Raw genomic sequence first — 16,133 nt, 5'->3', positions numbered from 1 at the left:
AATATACTCAATACATAGCCGATCTCTAACCCAGGGTTTAAACCCTGGGTTAGAGATCGGCTATGTATTTCTGCCCGCCCAGGTAGCGCATTTGTCGCACGATCTGGTTGGTGCGTTTATTGACGTATGCGGATGGATTTTTAATCGAAAAGCGGACCGGATTCGGTAACACGGCTGCAATGCGTGCCGACTCGTAGCGACTCAGTTTCTTGGCGGATTTGTCGTAGTAACGCAATGATGCAGCTTCGACACCAAAAGTCATCTTGCCCATTTCGGCCACATTGAGATATACTTCCAGTATCCTTTCTTTATCCCAGATCAACTCGATCAAAATTGTAAAATAGGCTTCCAGTCCCTTGCGGATAAAGCTGCGTCCGTGCCATAGGAAAACGTTTTTGGCAACCTGCTGTGAAATCGTGCTGGCACCCCGAGCGCGTTTCCTCTTCTCTGTCACCGCATTATAAATCTGGTCAAAGTCAAAACCCCAGTGATTGGGGAAATTCTGATCTTCCGACGCTACCACAGCAAGTGCCGCTTCCTTCGAAATATTTTCGTAAGGCTCCCAGTCATGAAAAAGCTCCGTGTCCTCATCTGCCCTGAAAGCTTCCATTTTTCTGGATAGCATATAAGGCGTAACCCAGACCGGCAAAAACCGCAACAGGATCACCCAAACAATGGAAATAACGAAAAAGGCAATGAGAAATCTTAACGCAATAAATTGCAAACGGCGGAGCATAAAACTTTTTTACTTCTAAAACAGAAACCAAACAACAAAACCTGCGTACAAATAACAGAAACTAATCAGGTTTAGACAAAGAAAACAAAGAGCATTATTCATCAAATATTTGAACACATACTATTACCGAAACAATGAATGAAGATATACTGAGTTTTATATGGCGATTCCAATATTTCGACACTGCGGACTTGCATACGGATGAAAATTTAAACCTTTCCATTATCCGGACGGGTTACAAAAATGTCAATGCAGGTCCCGATTTTTCAGAGGCACGGGTGATCATTGATGGTGTTCAATGGATTGGCAGCGTGGAGATCCATGTCAAATCTTCGGACTGGTTCCTGCATACGCATGAGACGAATGATGCCTACGAGGGCGTGATCCTCCACATTGTCTGGGAAAATGACCGGCCTGTGGTTCGCAAAGATGGCACCAGCATTCCCACCTTATCATTGAAAGGGCTGGTCAAAACAGCGGTGCTTGAACGATATAGCCAATTACAGGATGAAAAAGAGGGTATCCCATGTGCTGCCATGTTTCATGAAGTGGCCGAAATTCAAAAATATGCGATGCTGGACAGGGTACTGCTTGAAAGGCTCGATCGGAAGGCCAACGACGTGAACAGGCTTTTGGAAATCAATAAGAATGATTGGGAAGAAACTGCTTACCAATGGCTTACCAAACATTTCGGCTTCAAATTAAATGATCATTCATTTCTCAGACTGGCGCAGATTGCCAATTGGAAAATGATTCAGAAACACCGTGACCGGCCTATGCAGATCGAAGCATTACTATTCGGCTGTGCAGGCTTGCTACCCGACGCTGATGAAACGGTTGAAGTATATGTGAGACAATTACGAAATGAATTTCAATTTCTCAGCGGTAAATACAATTTAGCGGACAAGGCTATGGAGCCTCGTGAATGGAAATTTTCGCGCCTCCGTCCCGCTGGCTTTCCCACCGTTCGCATTGCCCAGCTTGCGCGACTTTTGAGTGCGCATGGAAGCCTGTTTTCAATGATCATTACAGCGACTAATTTTCAGGATTTGCAAAGCAGGTTTCAGACCGGGCAGTCGGAATACTGGACGGAGCATTACATATTCGGTAAAAAGGCAAAGACCAAAGTGCCGGCAATGGGTAACGATTCATCAGCCTTACTGATCATTAATGCAGTGGTACCGTTATTGGTTGCTTACTCGAAACAACGTCAGCTACCGGAGTTACTGGATAAAGCCATTTACTGGCTGTCGGAGATCCCGGCTGAAAACAACCGGATTACGAGAGATTGGAACGGCCTGGGAATGCGGGTAAGTACCGCCGCTGACTCCCAGGCATTAATTGAATGGTTTAACCAATATTGCACACCCCGAAAATGCCTCGAATGTACGATAGGGGCCGCACTGGTGCGGGCTGTTTAGCCTTTTACCAGATTGACGCCGGTAAGCAGGAAAACGGTCCCTACCAAAAAAGGAACTACCGACTCCCATTTGGAAACAGTCAGGCCGAGAACGGGTTTTTCAGACAAGAAAGCCACGCATGAAAATAAAAGAACAGCTATGCCCAAAATGGTCAGTAGCGCACCGAAGAAGCGTTTAAACTGGGTATTTTCCATTGATTGTTATGAGGAGACAAAAATTAAGGTTCGCAAAAATATTAAATTAAAGGCCGCTTTTCGTGAGTACATCAAAATTATACCTGCTACTGCACAGTAAGGCCCATTTTCTCTCCCTCTTTTACCATAAAATCGTAAGCAGGCTGGTATTCATTTGGAATAATGCCTTCCAGAATCGCCTCTCTGATTGCTTCTTTGATGATGCCCACTTCCTTCGCTGGCTTTAACCCGAATGTTTCCATAATCATTTCTCCCGTGATCACCGGCTGGAAATTGCGCAGCTTGTCGCGCTCTTCCAGATCTTTCAATTTCTGTTCTACCAAGTCGAAATTGCCTAAAAAGCGTTTCACTTTTTCGGGATTTTTAGAAGTAATATCAGCGCGGCAAAGCTTCATTAATGCTTCAATATCCTCTCCTGCTTCCACCAACAAACGCCGCATAGCTGAGTCCGTGATTTGCTCTTTGGACAAAACAATGGGTCGTAAATGCAGCCTGACCAGCTTTTTCACGAACCGCATCTTTTCATTCAGTGGCAGTTTCATCCTTCTAAAAATAACAGGGACCATTCGGGCCCCTACTTCTTCGTGGTTATGAAATGACCAGCCGATTCGTTTATCAAATTTCTTAGTAGCCGGCTTGGCAATATCATGCAGGATAGCCGCCCAGCGCAGCCAGAGGTCGTCGGTGTTCTGGGAAACATTGTCCAGTACTTGCAACGTATGGTAAAAATTATCCTTGTGACCTTTCCCTTCAATGTTCTCCACGCCCTGCAATTCTATCATTTCAGGAAAAATGATGGCCAAAATACCAGCGTGAAAAAGCAATTTGAAACCATAGGAAGGCACTGGCGAGAGAATGATCTTGTTCAGTTCATCCGAAATACGCTCCATGGAAACAATTTCAATTCGCTCCTTCATTTTGACGATCGCATCGAAAGTATCAGGTTCAATGTCAAAGTTAAGTTGGCTCGCAAACCGGATCGCCCTCATCATTCGAAGCGGGTCGTCGGAGAATGTGATCTCGGGTTCCAGGGGCGTGCGGATTATCTTTTTCCGCAGATCTCTCATACCTTCAAACGGATCGATGAGGTCGCCAAATGTGCCATGGTTCAGGCTGATGCCCATAGCATTGATCGTAAAATCACGTCTATTCTGATCGTCACTTAGTGTACCGTCTTCCACGGCAGGTTTGCGGGAATCGGCACGGTAAGATTCTTTTCTCGCACCGACAAACTCTATTTCTAGGCCCCCCTGGCGTATTTGAGCAGTACCGAAACTTTTATATACACTCACAAAAACATCCGGCCCTAACCGGCTGGCTACCAACTCTGCAAGTTCAATTCCGCTGCCAATGGATACAATGTCAATATCCTTGCTGTTCCTTTTGAGGATCAGGTCTCTAACAAATCCGCCAATGATATATGATTCCACACCCAGCTCTTTCGAAGCCGCCGCCACGATATCAAGAACCGGGTACTGGGTTAAATGCTCTTTAAAATTCATGCCGCAAATGTAGGGAATTCTTGTTCTCCGACTTTCCACCGACGCAAAATGGTGTTTTTTAAACGAGGCAGCGGGCTTCGGATACTTGTATGCTATCTCAGAATGATTAAATTTGTTTTACAAACAATCGGAAAAATACCGTGCTCACAATTTCCAAAAAACAAATCGGCAACTGGGTATTATTGGATTATTTATCCCAAAAACAACTCTTTCAGGAAAAAGTAAACCTTCTTGAAAAGAAATACAATCTTGATTTCAAAACTTTCGAAAATCAGGTTGAAAATTCATTGATTGAAAATTTTGAAGCTTGGGACGATCTGATTGAATGGAAAGCTTACAACCATTTCCTGTCAGAAATAAATTCTAAAATTACTGACATCCGGAATGGAGATTTTCAAATGGCTGGATGACAGCAGCTTTGTCAGCAAATACATTATTAATGACTTTCGCGAGTCTTCCACCGCTTTCTATCTAAACCTGGAAGTTCATTTTATCGATCATAGCATTCTTTATGTAAGAGAATTCGTCGAACCAGAAAGGAGAAAGTACTCTTTCCACTGGCAAAAAAACTCCGGCGAAGTCATTACCCGATGGGACAACGCGCCACATTTTCCCAAAATATCAACTTTTCCACATCACAAACACTTAGGAGATGAATCTGTGGAACAAAGTTTTGACATATCTCTTGAAGCTGTGTTAGCCCACATTAAGGTTAGCCTACTACCAATGGAATGAACATTAACTAATAAAATAAGTACACCTATCATCACATTTCCTCCATTCTGATCTTAATCGCTTCGATCGGATCCGGTGGCTCTATTGGATAATGTTCATCTTCATATGCCCCGACCAGTAATGCCAGTACGTCGCATTCGTCGCTCTCCGGCGTGCCGATTGGTGCATCAAAAACTTCCCCAAGTCGCTTCAATGCGATGTCATACTCTTCCTTTGTCTTGATCAATTTCAACATGGTTAAAATACAATGTTCCCAAATATGGAACACCATTTAGACGAAAGAATACTAAAAAGGTAACGATGTGTAGAATGAAATTTTAGCTATTCACCATAAAAAATGCCGTCCGCGGAAACCGGTCAAATAACTCATCCTTCAACTCTTTGCTGATCGGTAATACTCCCACCGCCTGTGACATGCATTGCAGCCAGGCGACTGCGTCATCTTCGGTAATGGTATGCGGCATGTGGCGGGCGCGCATCATTGGGTGCCCGTGAACGTCGGAGTAAAGCTGCGGCCCGCCCAGAAATTGCGTTAGAAAAAGCCTTTGTTTTTCCTTAATGATGTCTTTATCGCTTTTGAAAAGCCTGGAAATCAATTCGTGTTCAAAAACCAGGTCGTAAAATTTGTCAGTAAGCAATTGAAGCGCCTCATCACCTCCTATGCGCTCGTAAAGTGTTCGATTTTCCATTAAATATGATACTAGTTTTCAAACCGCATATGTTTCACCGACGCGCCGGATCTGGCCAGCTCTGTCAATGATTCAATACCGATTTCAAGATGCATTTTCACGTAATTGGTTGTTACTTTTTTGTCGCTCTCTTCCGTTTTCACACCTTCCGGAACCAGCGGATTATCGGATACCAGCAGCAATGCACCGTGTGGGATAGAATTGGCAAAACCTACAATAAAAATAGTGGCCGTTTCCATATCAATCGCCATCGCACGGATTTCACGCAAGTACTCTTTGAATGTATCATCATGCTCCCAGATCCTCCGATTGGTCGTGTAAACCGTTCCTGTCCAGTAATCCATTTTGTGCTTTGCAATGCTGGCTGAAACCGTACTTTGCAGTCGGAACGATGGCAGCGCAGGAATTTCGGAGGGCATATAGTCATCGCTGGTACCTTCGCCGCGAATGGCAGCGATCGGCAAGATCAGATCCCCGACCTGCGTCTTTTTCAGACCACCACATTTACCCAAAAACAATACTGCTTTTGGATTAATAGCCGACAAAAGATCCATCACAGTAGCAGCCATCGGACTACCCATTCCAAAATTAATGATCGTAATATCCTTTGCAGTAGCCGTTTGCATGGCCCTGCCCTGGCCTCTCACTTCCACCCCGAACTTCTCGGCAAACATCGTCACGTAGTTGCCAAAATTGGTCAGTAATATATAGCTTCCAAATTCCTCTACGGGCGTTCCCGTATACCGCGGTAGCCAATTTTCAACGATTTGTTCTTTGGTCGTCATGATTTCAGCACGTTAATTGGTCAGGTTTGTTGTGATGTGTATCTTCGTTTATGGAATCTTTAAATCTTCCCGAGTTTGCCTACAAAGTTAAGCAGGTTAACGGGAAACCTCATATTTTCGACATTATACGCAGGAAATTCGTGTCGCTGACACCGGAAGAATGGGTACGACAGCACTTCATTCATTTGCTGATCACGCAGTATGGTTACCCCAAATCATTGTTCGCCGTAGAAACCGGAATGCAATACAACACGCTGGCCAAGCGGACTGATATTATGATCCTGTCGGGTGACTCTCTTCCTTTTTTATTGGTAGAATGTAAAGCGCCATTCATTTCCGTAAATGATGCTACATTCGCTCAGATCAGCCGGTATAACTTCACATTACAACCTCAATACCTGGCTGTTACCAATGGCATGAGCCACTATTGCTTTAAAGCCGTCAATGGACAGATCCATTTTATGGACGATTTCCCCCTCTACCGCGACTGGAACTCCTGATTTTTGATAAAATATAAAAAAAATAAAGCCTGCCACAAATGGACAGGCTCTAAAATATTCAGGTCATACAATGCAGATGGCCGATACCAGGCGACCGTCCGCAATCAATTATTTCGCAGCAACCAATTTCACGTCGATTGAGAAATCGTCATTGATCATTTTGTCACCAAGGTTTTCGAAGAATGACTTCGAGTTATACTTAATATCATATTTAGAACGGTCAACAACCAATGTGCCAGCGACTTCTGCACCAGTAGCAGTGGTTTTAATAGTTACAGGGAACGTAGCTGGTTTGGTAATTCCTTTGATAGTAAGGTCACCAGTTACTTCGTAAACACCAGCAGACTTTGGAGTAGCTTTGGTCACTACAAAAGTTGCAGTAGGATGTTTTTCAACCGCAAAGAAATCATCAGATTTCAAGTGGCCGATCAATTTACCATTGTATTCCTTGTCAGTAAGGTCAGTATTGGTAATGCTCGTCAGGTCGGCAACAAATTTACCACCCGTCAATTTTGCTCCATCAAGTGTAATAGTTCCTTCTTTCAACGCGATTTTGCCAGTATGCTCGCCGGTTACTTTTTTGCCTAACCAGGTAAGTTCACTTTTAGAAGTATTCACTTTCAGGTTGGTAGCTTTTTTACCAGGAACTTCTGCAGAAACTGATGCAGAAACAAATAAACCAACTGCTAAAGAGGCAACGAATAATTTCACGGATTTCATTGTAGTTTTCATTTTGAATTGAATTGATTGTTTATTGAGATTATTGAGTTATTCCAGTTCAGATTCCCGAAGCTTATCCAGCAGCGCACTAATGTGGTCCGCCTCCTCGGGGGTAATAATGTTAAAGCGGTTTTCCCACTCTTCTACATGAGGATCAAGTTCTTCGAGGAGTTTTAATCCCTCTTCCGTGATCACCACATCCACCGCGCGCCTGTCATTAGGACAGGATGTACGCTTTGCCAGATTTTTAATCAGCAACTTATCAACCAGCCTCGATGTGTTTGAATTTTTATCGAGCATCCTTTCGGTAATATCACTTACCTTGATCGGATTGGATTGTTGACCACGCAAAATCCGCAGGACATTGTACTGTTGAGCTGAAATATCATGCTCTTTGAAAAACTCGTGCTGCTTATATTCCAGCCAGTTGGTGGTATAAACCAGGTTTAAAGCTAACCGCTGGTAAGGGCTCCGAAATTTTTTTTGCTTAATATCAGTTTCAATAGACATAGCCGATTCAGTTAAATGTAAAAATAGTGTTTATACATTTAATGTAGTAACATCTATTAGTGTCGCAGTAGTTCCTCAGTCGAAAAAATATTTCTAAAAAACTTCTTCTAAAATTTCTTTAATCGCCGATAAAAATATTTAATATATTGATTACCAATAATATAAATCTTTCGTCTTGCATGATTTCTTTACAAAAAAAACTAATACTCGCTTCCAATTCACCAAGAAGAAAACAACTTTTAACAGACGCAGGCTTTGAATTTACGGTCGAAGCATTGCCTACCGACGAAACATTCCCCTCCAAATTGCCGACCGAAGAGGTGGCAGGCTACATCGCAAAGGAAAAAGCAGAAGTCTTTCGAGGCGCCCGCCCTGAGCATCTTATTCTGACTGCCGACACGGTAGTAATCGCTGACCATCACATTCTTGCAAAACCTGCTGATGAGTCTGATGCATTCAGGATGCTGCAAATGCTGTCTGGCCGAAGCCACCAGGTAGTGACGGCGGTGAGTCTTTTGTCGGACGATTCCATTCAAACAGTTTCAGATAGTGCCACCGTTTACTTCCGGGAATTGGAAGATTCAGAAATAACCTATTATATTGAGCAGTATAAGCCTTTCGACAAGGCAGGTTCGTACGGAATACAAGAGTGGATCGGGATGGTAGGAATCGAAAAAATCGAAGGATCGTTTTACACCATCATGGGTCTGCCAGTACATATTGTTTACCAGTTGCTAAGGCCTCATTTCAAATAGCGGACAGACCAATAATCCGGCCGCCCCAATCAAATGCTTGCAGATAAGTCAAAATTTGTTCCAAGAGTTTGCTATGAAATCTTCGTGCGCTCTTTCTGTGATTCAAACGGGGACGGGATCGGCGACCTGAACGGCATCATTTCCAAACTGGGTTATTTACAGGAATTGGGCATTGAGGCGATCTGGCTTACACCTGTTCATCCCTCACCCAGCTACCACAAATACGACGTCACCGATTACTGCGACATTGAACCGGAGTTTGGTACGATGGACGACTTTAAAAGACTGCTCGCCTGCGCACATTCCCGCGGCATTCAGATTTTTCTCGACCTTATTATCAACCACACCAGCACATTGCATCCCTGGTTTTCGGAAGCGCGAAAAGATCACGAAAATCAGTACCGTGATTTTTATTGGTGGATGACCCCGCCTCAGATAGAGGAACTTGGCATCTCCGAACGAGAAACCTCCGACGATTCGCAGGTGGTGTACCCTTGGCATGAAAACCTGCCGGATACTGAAAAATATTACGGGCTGTTTTACAAAGGCATGCCCGACCTCAACTACCATTCCGAAACGCTTCGGCGCGAAATTGAGAAAATTGTCAACTTCTGGCTCATTGAGGTCGGCGTAGACGGTTTCAGGCTGGACGCGGCGAGGCATATTTATCCGGAATGGGAAAAAGAGCTGAGCATTGAGTTCTGGGATTTCTTTTCAAAAGCCGTCGAAAAAGCGAAACCGGAAGCATTCACCGTAGCCGAAGTGTGGGCCGAAACAGAAGAAGTAGCGCCCTATTTCAAATATCTTAATGCTACATTTCACTTTGACCTGAGTTTCGCGCTGCAACGGATACTCGTGCAGGAACATGATGAAGAGATCATTGAAAAATTGCTCGCCAGCTATTCGCTTTTTGAAAAATATAACCCGCTTTTTATCGACGCAATCATGCTCACCAACCATGATCAGGACCGGATAGGCAGCGTAGTGGGCAACTATACCACCAAAATAAAGCTGGCAGCCAGTATCCTCCTCACATTGCCGGGCCAGCCTTACATTTACTACGGCGAGGAGATCGGCATGCTAGGTACCAAGCCTGACCCTTACATTCGAGAACCGTTTCTCTGGTCTGAAAATCAAGAAGATGTAGAACATACTTACTGGATCAATGCGCAGTTTTCGACTCGCAAGCAAGTAATTCCATTATCGGCTCAGCAGGACGATGGCAATTCAGTTTTCAATCATTACAAAACCTTAATTAGCCTACGGAAGAGCGAACCGGCATTGGGACAACTTTTCGCGCCTAACCTGCATCGGGTTTGCCTGCACGACGACCAGCTACTCGCCTACTTCCGGCCACACATTGATAAGTCTGTCATTATCATTCACAATTTAAGTTCGGTCACAAAAGAAATACGTTTGCCGGATGACAAATCTGACTTCCATAAAATTCTCTTTTCTAGTGACCCTTCTCATTCAGAAATCTTCTCGCAAATGGAGCTCGCGCCTTATTCCAGCTTGATCCTTTCTGCTATTTAGTTCGCAACATCTTCCTGGTTTCAACAAAACAGTAGGTACCCCGCCGATCTTTCTTTAAAGCTTAGTCTTCCTTCCGTTTTCACTAAACTTTCGCCTCATGAAGTGTGGTTTACTTTTCCTGATTTCTATTTTTGCAAATATGGCAATAGCGCAAAAATCCTATCCAACGATGGGAAAGATCATTTACGAAGATCCTGCATTTGAAAAAATGCTTCCCAAGGATTCTAAAATTGAAGTACTGGCATCCGGTTTCGAATGGTCGGAAGGACCGGTCTGGGTGAAGGATGGCGGGTACCTTTTATTTTCTGATGTTCCCAAAAACAAAGTTTATAAATGGGAAGAAAAAATGGGCCTCTCCGTTTTTCTTGAACCATCAGGCTACACCGGGCGGGGCGTGTACAGTGACGAACCGGGAAGCAATGGGCTCATTATAGATAGCAAAGGACGGCTGGTTTCCTGTGAGCATGGCGACCGCCGCATTTCCGCGATGCCGTTAACTGTTGGAGGCAAAATCACATTGGCCGATAACTACCAGGGCAAACGTTTCAACAGTCCCAATGACGTGGTGGAACATGCCAATGGTAGCTACTACTTTACCGATCCGCCCTATGGCATGATGAAAAAGCACGAAGACCCAAGCCGCGAGCTTCCATATTTCGGTGTGTACCGGATTGCAAAAGACGGAAAAGTGAGTTTACAGATCGATAACCTGACGCGGCCGAATGGTCTGGCTTTTTCTCCTGATGGCAAAATTTTATACGTAGCCCAATCCGATCCTGAAAAAGCAATATGGATGTCCTACCCGATCGACGCCAATGGAAATGCAGGAAAAGGGACACTTTTATATGATGCCACTTCCATGGTAAAAAAAGAAATGAATGGGTTACCCGACGGATTAAAGGTTGATAAAGACGGAAACCTCTGGTCATCAGGGCCAGGCGGAATGATCATACTCAGCCCGACCGGCAAACTGCTCGGAAGGATTGAAATGGGTGAATTGACTGCCAATTGCGCCTGGGGGGACGATGGGACAACGCTTTACATCACTGCCGACGGCTACGTTTGCCGGGTCAAAACCAGTACGAAAGGAGCGGGTTGGTAACCCATTATTTCTCGCCAACCCTGCGAACCGATCTTAATGTGCTTTCGACATCCCTTTTCACGACCGTCCAGTTCGTTTTTCCATTCCTGTAAATGTTGGTATATGCCTTATAAAGTACGATCCTGTCATCACTAACCCTGTCGAGTTCATTGGAAATGACCTGTTTACCGGAATTTTTAGACGTTTTGTATTCTTCCAGCAACACATTCCAGCGGCTTTCCAGAATGTCCAGTTCGTATAGTACTACTTCGCCAAGCTTGTCCATTTCAGCGTACTGCGAGAGTAATTTGTAATTATAGTCCGCATTGTCTGACACATTGCCTGTGCTACCGGAATTATCGTCTGCGATTTTGCCATAATCTTTCTTGTATGTGCTTTGCGACGGCTGTGTATTGCCATATCGCGTATCTCCATACCGGGTATCGTTATTTTCATCAGTGGTAGTAGTAGTACCATGCCTTTGATCATACCTTTTTTGCAATGTCGCCGAGCATGACATGCCCATTAGTGCGATCGCGGTTATGCAGCCAATTACATATATTTTTTTCACAGTGTGGTCTGGTTAGAAATGGTGTCTCAGCACCATGCCGAGATTATGGTTAAAGTAAAAGAATTTAGGTAGTAATTCAAGATAACCGTCGGAAATGCGGTCGCATAACTGCCTTCCCAACTGCTTTTCCATTCAATCAAATTAACATTGCGGTTTTGTTTCAGTACCATTTTCTTTCTAATATTGGGCCTCATTTGACTTAACAGCCGTTTCAAATTAATTATCACGCACGTGTCCGAACAAAAAACAGGTACCTTCTTTAATGCCAAAGATTTAATCGCTTATTTTCTTGTTGCAGGCACAGGCGCAGTCATTCAATTAGTTTCCAGCAGTTTAATTCAGGATTGGTTCGGTATTACGTGGAGTGCTTCCATCGTTCCGTCGTATCTCGTAGGTTTGGTTTGGGGATTTATTCTGACCAAACTTTTCGCTTTCAATGCGCGTCAAAGTAATCAGACGAGACGCGAAATGGTCAAGTTTTTTATGGTAGCGACCGTTTCCATGTTTGTTACCAAAATCGGCGCTGATGTTGCCTATGAAGTCGCCATCAATTACCTCGGTTTCGACATTTACGAGGCCAAATTACCTTTTGGGAAAAAAGATGTGAACATTACCGAAATGGTTTGTTACATATTCGGCCAGGGTTGCAGCTTTGTGAGCAACTACATTCTACACAAATCATTCACATTCAAAAGCACCGGTTTTTACGACAGGTTGAAGGAACTGATCAAAGAATCTTAAAGTCTTTCAATGATAATCGCCGAAGCACCACCGCCCCCATTACAAATCGCGGCCAGGCCATATTTTCCTTTGTTTTTTTCCAAAACAGAAAGTAATGTCGTGATAATGCGCGCGCCGGATGCACCAAGTGGATGCCCAAGTGAAACCGCCCCGCCAAACACATTTACCTGCTCCACATTGAGGTTAAAAGCTTTGATATAAGCCAGTACTACCACTGCGAATGCCTCATTCACTTCGAAATAATCAATATCCGCAATCGTTAAGCCCGCTATTTGAAGCACTTTTTCAGTTGCAATGATGGGTGTAGTCGTAAACCAGGACGGTTCCTGTTCTGCATCGGCATAGGCGACGATTCTCGCTACCGGTTTGAGTGAAGCATTGTTCACAAACGCTGAACTCGCCAGTAACAGCGCCGCAGCCCCATCATTAATAGTCGAAGCATTGGCAGCGGTAACGGTGCCATCCTTTGAAAAAGCAGGTTTTAAAGAAGGGATCTTTTCGAATTTGACTTTTTTGTATTCCTCGTCTTCTGTCACCCAGGTTGAGTCACCACCTTTCGGCGACGGGACTTCAACATGCACCAGCTCATTTGTAAAAAATCCATTGGCAGTAGATGCGGCACTTCTCTGGTAGGACAGTATCGCAAATTCATCTTGCTCCTCCCGTGAAATGGAATACTTCGCGGCCGTTCTGTCACCACAAACGCCCATGCCGATCTGGTCATACACGTCAGTTAGCCCGTCTTTCAGCAGTCCGTCGATAATCTCGCCATTTCCGTAACCGTAGCCATTTCTTGCTTTGGGTAAATAATAAGGAATCTGCGACATACTCTCCATTCCACCCGCTACCACCACATCAGCATCGCCCAGCTGAATAGCCTGCGCGCCGAAAACAACGGCTTTCATGCCGGAAGCACAAACTTTATTAACGGTAGTACAGATCACAGAAGCTGGCAGACCGGCATATATCGCAGCCTGACGCGCAGGTGCCTGGCCGACATTGGCAGAAACAACATTGCCCATTAAAATCTCCTGCACCTGTTCCTTGTCAATCCCGCTTTTATCCAAAGTACCTTGAATGGCAGTAGCGCCCAACCGGGCAGGATGTATCGAAGCAAGACTTCCGCCAAAACTTCCGATGGGCGTCCGGGCTGCAGATAATATAAAAACTTCGTCTTTCATGATTTTGACCATTCCAATGAGATAGTCAAAAATAGAAACTATCCTTACAATTCCGAGGAACTTTCAGGTAGATGTTCATATTCACCTTTCATGGCATAGTAACCGAATGTTACCAAACCGGCACATATCGGTATGAAAATCAGGATGATAATCGACCATTGAAGTGTCGTATTAGTCCGCGCGATGCCCTCAGCCGAATCAGCGATTTTATCGGCCGCCTGCAAGAATAAAAACAAGATGATGACCGGCCCCAAAACCATCCAGAGCACGCCTAATATTTTCTTTATACTGTTCATATTTTTGAATTTTTAAGATCTGAAACAATTAGTCCATTACATTGTTATCCACCCTGTTATCAATGTAAACCGCACCGATAATAAATGAAAGTGCTGCAATTCCAATCGGATACCATAACCCCGAAAGCGGCGTAGAGCCTGGAAAAGAAGCTACCAGCGTGGCGATAAACGGCACCAACCCACCAAACACCCCATTTCCAATGTGATAGGGCAGCGACATGGAAGTGTACCGGATCTGAGTCGGGAAAAGTTCTACCAAAAACGCGGCGATCGGCCCGTAAACCATCGTAACGAGCAATACCTGAAAGAATACCAGGAAAATGATCATGATATAGCCACTTCCCGCAAGCGTCACGTCTTTGATCACCGTTTGTGGTTCAGGCATCGGCGCCAGCACATCTTCCGGAATGATTACCACATGCGACTCCTTGAATGTGATACCATTGTTCAGCGTTTTTGAAACGGTGGTCGTGATGAGCGAATCGAGCTTGCCCTTCACGAGCCCTCGTTCTATCACCGGTTCGGAAGCTGTTTTTAATTCCGTCTTTTGAAACTCCATCACATTGGTCGCATCAATAAAATATTGATAAATAGGCCGATAGCACACCACACCGAGCAGCATTCCCGTCAGCATAATCCATTTTCGGCCCACCTTGTCGCTCCAGGATCCAAAGATCACGAAGAATGGCGTCGCAAATAAGATCGCCCAAAGCAGAATATAGCGCGACTCGTTGAAATCAAGTTTACAGGTATTTTCTAAAAAAGATTGCGCATAAAACTGACCGGTATACCACACGACGCCCTGCCCCATCGTCGCTCCGAACAATGCAAGCAGCACCATTTTGAAATTGGCTTTCTTCTGAAAACTTTCCTTCAATGGGTTGGTTGACACCTTACCCTCTGCTTTCAGCTTGGTAAAAACCGGCGACTCATGCATTTTCATACGAATGTAAATGGACACCCCTACCAGTAAAATCGATACCAGAAAAGGGATACGCCAGCCCCAGTCGGCAAACTTGTCGGCACCCAGGAGATTTTTGGTCAATACGATCACGCCGAGTGAAAGAAAAAGTCCCAATGTAGCGGTAGTTTGTATCCAGCTGGTAAAAAAACCGCGCTTTCCTACGGGTGCGTGTTCCGCCACGTACGTAGCCGCGCCTCCATATTCGCCACCGAGCGCGAGCCCCTGAACGAGACGCAGGATCAAAACGAGGATCGGTGCCGCGTAGCCAATACTGGAATAAGAAGGGATCAGACCGATCAGAAATGTGGAACCACCCATGAGCACCAGGGTGAGCAAAAATGTATATTTCCGGCCAATAAGGTCACCCAGGCGACCGAATACCAATGCACCAAAAGGACGCACGATAAAGCCCGCCGCAAAGATCGCTAATGTGTTAATAAGCGCCGATGCGCCCGCATCGCTGGGGAAAAGCTGCTGGCCAATAATGACGGCTAAGCTGCCGAAAATGTAGAAATCATACCATTCAATTAAAGTACCAAGGGAAGAAGCAGCGATAACCTGCGTAATGCTTTGGGTAACATTTTTGTCGGTGGAACGCATGGGTTTAAGAAAAGTGAGGAATAGACAATTTAGCTGAATAAGACACAACTAGCATTTCATTACTCATTTCAAAAAATAAAAAGCCCTCAGATTTTGTTCCTGAGGGCTTTTTGTCGGCTGTTAAACCACATTCTATAAATCGTCATCATCATCATCCGTGTCGATGATCTCATCGCCGTCTTCGATTACTACCTCTCTGTCCTGGGCATCCTCATCGAATTCGTCTACGACGGTATCATCAGTATCGTCGATCAGGTCTTCATCCGTTTCGTCGTCGTCGTCACCGCCAACCAGGTCGGGGTCCTGTGCCACGGGACGGGTATTTGGTGTATTTTGCGGATAATCCGGAAATACGGGCGCTTCTAAAATGGGTTTGCTGGTATCAGCGATTGCTGGTTCTCCTCTTTCTCGTATCATGACATTCAAAGTTAAATGGTTTGTCAAAAAAGTGTTTGTAGCGCATTGGTTAAATAATTATTCCAATGGCCCGATTTCCCATCATTCGAAATGATTCCGTCGATAATCGGTAACACATCCATAATCATTTGGTAAAATGTAAAAACCTAATGAAATTGCCTGCCCATCCGCGACCACACCTGACTACAAATGACCACAC

General features: G+C 44.6%; 21 protein-coding genes. 8 read left to right on the top strand and 13 right to left on the bottom strand.

Features of this window, described 5'->3' with window-relative positions:
• Positions 1–49 precede the first annotated feature (49 nt).
• A complete protein-coding gene (gene mtgA, locus ABIO93_RS12400) occupies positions 50–736 on the bottom strand; it encodes a monofunctional biosynthetic peptidoglycan transglycosylase (RefSeq protein WP_348068006.1) in 687 nt (228 codons plus the stop codon).
• A 134-nt stretch (positions 737–870) separates the two neighbouring features.
• Here mtgA and ABIO93_RS12395 point away from each other — a divergent pair, with 134 nt between their 5' ends.
• On the top strand, positions 871–2,157 hold the full coding sequence (locus tag ABIO93_RS12395; protein WP_348068004.1) for a DUF2851 family protein: 1,287 nt from the start codon (positions 871–873) through the stop codon (positions 2,155–2,157).
• Here the strand turns inward: ABIO93_RS12395 and ABIO93_RS12390 are convergent.
• The gene (locus tag ABIO93_RS12390; protein WP_348068002.1) at positions 2,154–2,351 is read right to left on the bottom strand and encodes a hypothetical protein; all 198 of its coding nucleotides are present in this window, start codon (positions 2,349–2,351) and stop codon (positions 2,154–2,156) included. The genes ABIO93_RS12395 and ABIO93_RS12390 overlap by 4 nt on opposite strands.
• 86 nt (positions 2,352–2,437) lie before the next feature.
• Positions 2,438–3,853, bottom strand: a complete 1,416-nt coding sequence (locus tag ABIO93_RS12385; protein ID WP_348068000.1) for an HD domain-containing protein — start codon at positions 3,851–3,853, stop codon at positions 2,438–2,440.
• 140 nt (positions 3,854–3,993) lie between these two features.
• Between ABIO93_RS12385 and ABIO93_RS12380 the strand changes: the two genes are divergently transcribed.
• Positions 3,994–4,263 carry a hypothetical protein gene (locus ABIO93_RS12380; RefSeq protein ID WP_348067999.1) on the top strand — a complete coding sequence of 90 codons (270 nt, stop codon included), beginning with the start codon at positions 3,994–3,996 and terminating at the stop codon, positions 4,261–4,263.
• Entirely contained in the window at positions 4,238–4,588 is a 351-nt protein-coding gene (locus ABIO93_RS12375; protein WP_348067997.1) for a DUF6516 family protein, read from the top strand. Before ABIO93_RS12380 ends, ABIO93_RS12375 begins: the two co-directional genes overlap by 26 nt.
• 31 nt (positions 4,589–4,619) lie before the next feature.
• Here ABIO93_RS12375 and ABIO93_RS12370 read toward each other — a convergent pair whose 3' ends face one another.
• From ABIO93_RS12370 to ABIO93_RS12360, 3 genes are all read right to left on the bottom strand, one after another.
• On the bottom strand, positions 4,620–4,823 hold the full coding sequence (locus tag ABIO93_RS12370) for a hypothetical protein (RefSeq protein ID WP_348067995.1): 204 nt from the start codon (positions 4,821–4,823) through the stop codon (positions 4,620–4,622).
• Positions 4,824–4,905: 82 nt separating this feature from the next.
• The gene (locus ABIO93_RS12365; RefSeq protein ID WP_348067993.1) at positions 4,906–5,277 is read right to left on the bottom strand and encodes a globin; all 372 of its coding nucleotides are present in this window, start codon (positions 5,275–5,277) and stop codon (positions 4,906–4,908) included.
• Between the two features lie 11 nt (positions 5,278–5,288).
• Positions 5,289–6,062: an AMP nucleosidase gene (locus ABIO93_RS12360; protein WP_348067991.1), complete on the bottom strand. Its 774-nt coding sequence runs from the start codon at positions 6,060–6,062 to the stop codon at positions 5,289–5,291.
• 50 nt (positions 6,063–6,112) lie between these two features.
• Between ABIO93_RS12360 and ABIO93_RS12355 the strand changes: the two genes are divergently transcribed.
• Positions 6,113–6,562, top strand: a complete 450-nt coding sequence (locus ABIO93_RS12355; RefSeq protein ID WP_348067989.1) for a type I restriction enzyme HsdR N-terminal domain-containing protein — start codon at positions 6,113–6,115, stop codon at positions 6,560–6,562.
• 108 nt (positions 6,563–6,670) lie between these two features.
• On the opposite strand, the gene ABIO93_RS12350 is transcribed toward ABIO93_RS12355, so the two are convergent.
• Together ABIO93_RS12350 and ABIO93_RS12345 are read right to left on the bottom strand one after the other, a co-directional pair.
• Positions 6,671–7,282: a YceI family protein gene (locus tag ABIO93_RS12350; protein WP_348068082.1), complete on the bottom strand. Its 612-nt coding sequence runs from the start codon at positions 7,280–7,282 to the stop codon at positions 6,671–6,673.
• Positions 7,283–7,330: 48 nt separating this feature from the next.
• Positions 7,331–7,792, bottom strand: coding sequence for a MarR family transcriptional regulator (locus ABIO93_RS12345; protein ID WP_348067987.1), 462 nt, complete (start codon positions 7,790–7,792; stop codon positions 7,331–7,333).
• A gap of 179 nt (positions 7,793–7,971) precedes the next feature.
• On the opposite strand from ABIO93_RS12345, the gene ABIO93_RS12340 reads away from it, so the two are divergent.
• From ABIO93_RS12340 to ABIO93_RS12330, 3 genes are all read left to right on the top strand, one after another.
• The gene (locus tag ABIO93_RS12340) at positions 7,972–8,547 is read left to right on the top strand and encodes a Maf family protein (protein ID WP_348067985.1); all 576 of its coding nucleotides are present in this window, start codon (positions 7,972–7,974) and stop codon (positions 8,545–8,547) included.
• A 33-nt stretch (positions 8,548–8,580) separates the two neighbouring features.
• Complete coding sequence (locus tag ABIO93_RS12335) at positions 8,581–10,083, top strand: alpha-amylase family glycosyl hydrolase (protein ID WP_348067983.1); 1,503 nt, start codon at positions 8,581–8,583, stop codon at positions 10,081–10,083.
• 97 nt (positions 10,084–10,180) lie between these two features.
• Positions 10,181–11,185, top strand: coding sequence for an SMP-30/gluconolactonase/LRE family protein (locus ABIO93_RS12330; RefSeq protein ID WP_348067981.1), 1,005 nt, complete (start codon positions 10,181–10,183; stop codon positions 11,183–11,185).
• Positions 11,186–11,189: 4 nt separating this feature from the next.
• Here ABIO93_RS12330 and ABIO93_RS12325 read toward each other — a convergent pair whose 3' ends face one another.
• Complete coding sequence (locus tag ABIO93_RS12325) at positions 11,190–11,735, bottom strand: hypothetical protein (protein ID WP_348067979.1); 546 nt, start codon at positions 11,733–11,735, stop codon at positions 11,190–11,192.
• Between the two features lie 231 nt (positions 11,736–11,966).
• On the opposite strand from ABIO93_RS12325, the gene ABIO93_RS12320 reads away from it, so the two are divergent.
• The gene (locus tag ABIO93_RS12320) at positions 11,967–12,476 is read left to right on the top strand and encodes a GtrA family protein (RefSeq protein ID WP_348067977.1); all 510 of its coding nucleotides are present in this window, start codon (positions 11,967–11,969) and stop codon (positions 12,474–12,476) included.
• Here the strand turns inward: ABIO93_RS12320 and ABIO93_RS12315 are convergent.
• From ABIO93_RS12315 to ABIO93_RS12300, 4 genes are all read right to left on the bottom strand, one after another.
• Positions 12,473–13,657 carry an acetyl-CoA C-acyltransferase gene (locus tag ABIO93_RS12315; RefSeq protein WP_348067975.1) on the bottom strand — a complete coding sequence of 395 codons (1,185 nt, stop codon included), beginning with the start codon at positions 13,655–13,657 and terminating at the stop codon, positions 12,473–12,475. The genes ABIO93_RS12320 and ABIO93_RS12315 overlap by 4 nt on opposite strands.
• Before the next feature lie 44 nt (positions 13,658–13,701).
• Positions 13,702–13,953, bottom strand: a complete 252-nt coding sequence (locus tag ABIO93_RS12310; RefSeq protein ID WP_348067973.1) for a DUF6814 family protein — start codon at positions 13,951–13,953, stop codon at positions 13,702–13,704.
• 28 nt (positions 13,954–13,981) lie between these two features.
• Entirely contained in the window at positions 13,982–15,517 is a 1,536-nt protein-coding gene (locus ABIO93_RS12305; protein ID WP_348067971.1) for an MFS transporter, read from the bottom strand.
• Between the two features lie 132 nt (positions 15,518–15,649).
• Entirely contained in the window at positions 15,650–15,934 is a 285-nt protein-coding gene (locus ABIO93_RS12300) for a hypothetical protein (protein ID WP_348067969.1), read from the bottom strand.
• Positions 15,935–16,133 lie beyond the last annotated feature (199 nt).

Origin of the sequence: Dyadobacter sp., assembly GCF_039919315.1 — a bacterium.
GTDB lineage: Bacteria > Bacteroidota > Bacteroidia > Cytophagales > Spirosomataceae > Dyadobacter.
The sequence above is the reverse complement of the archived record's forward strand: the minus strand, read 5'-3'. Positions and strand labels throughout refer to the sequence as shown.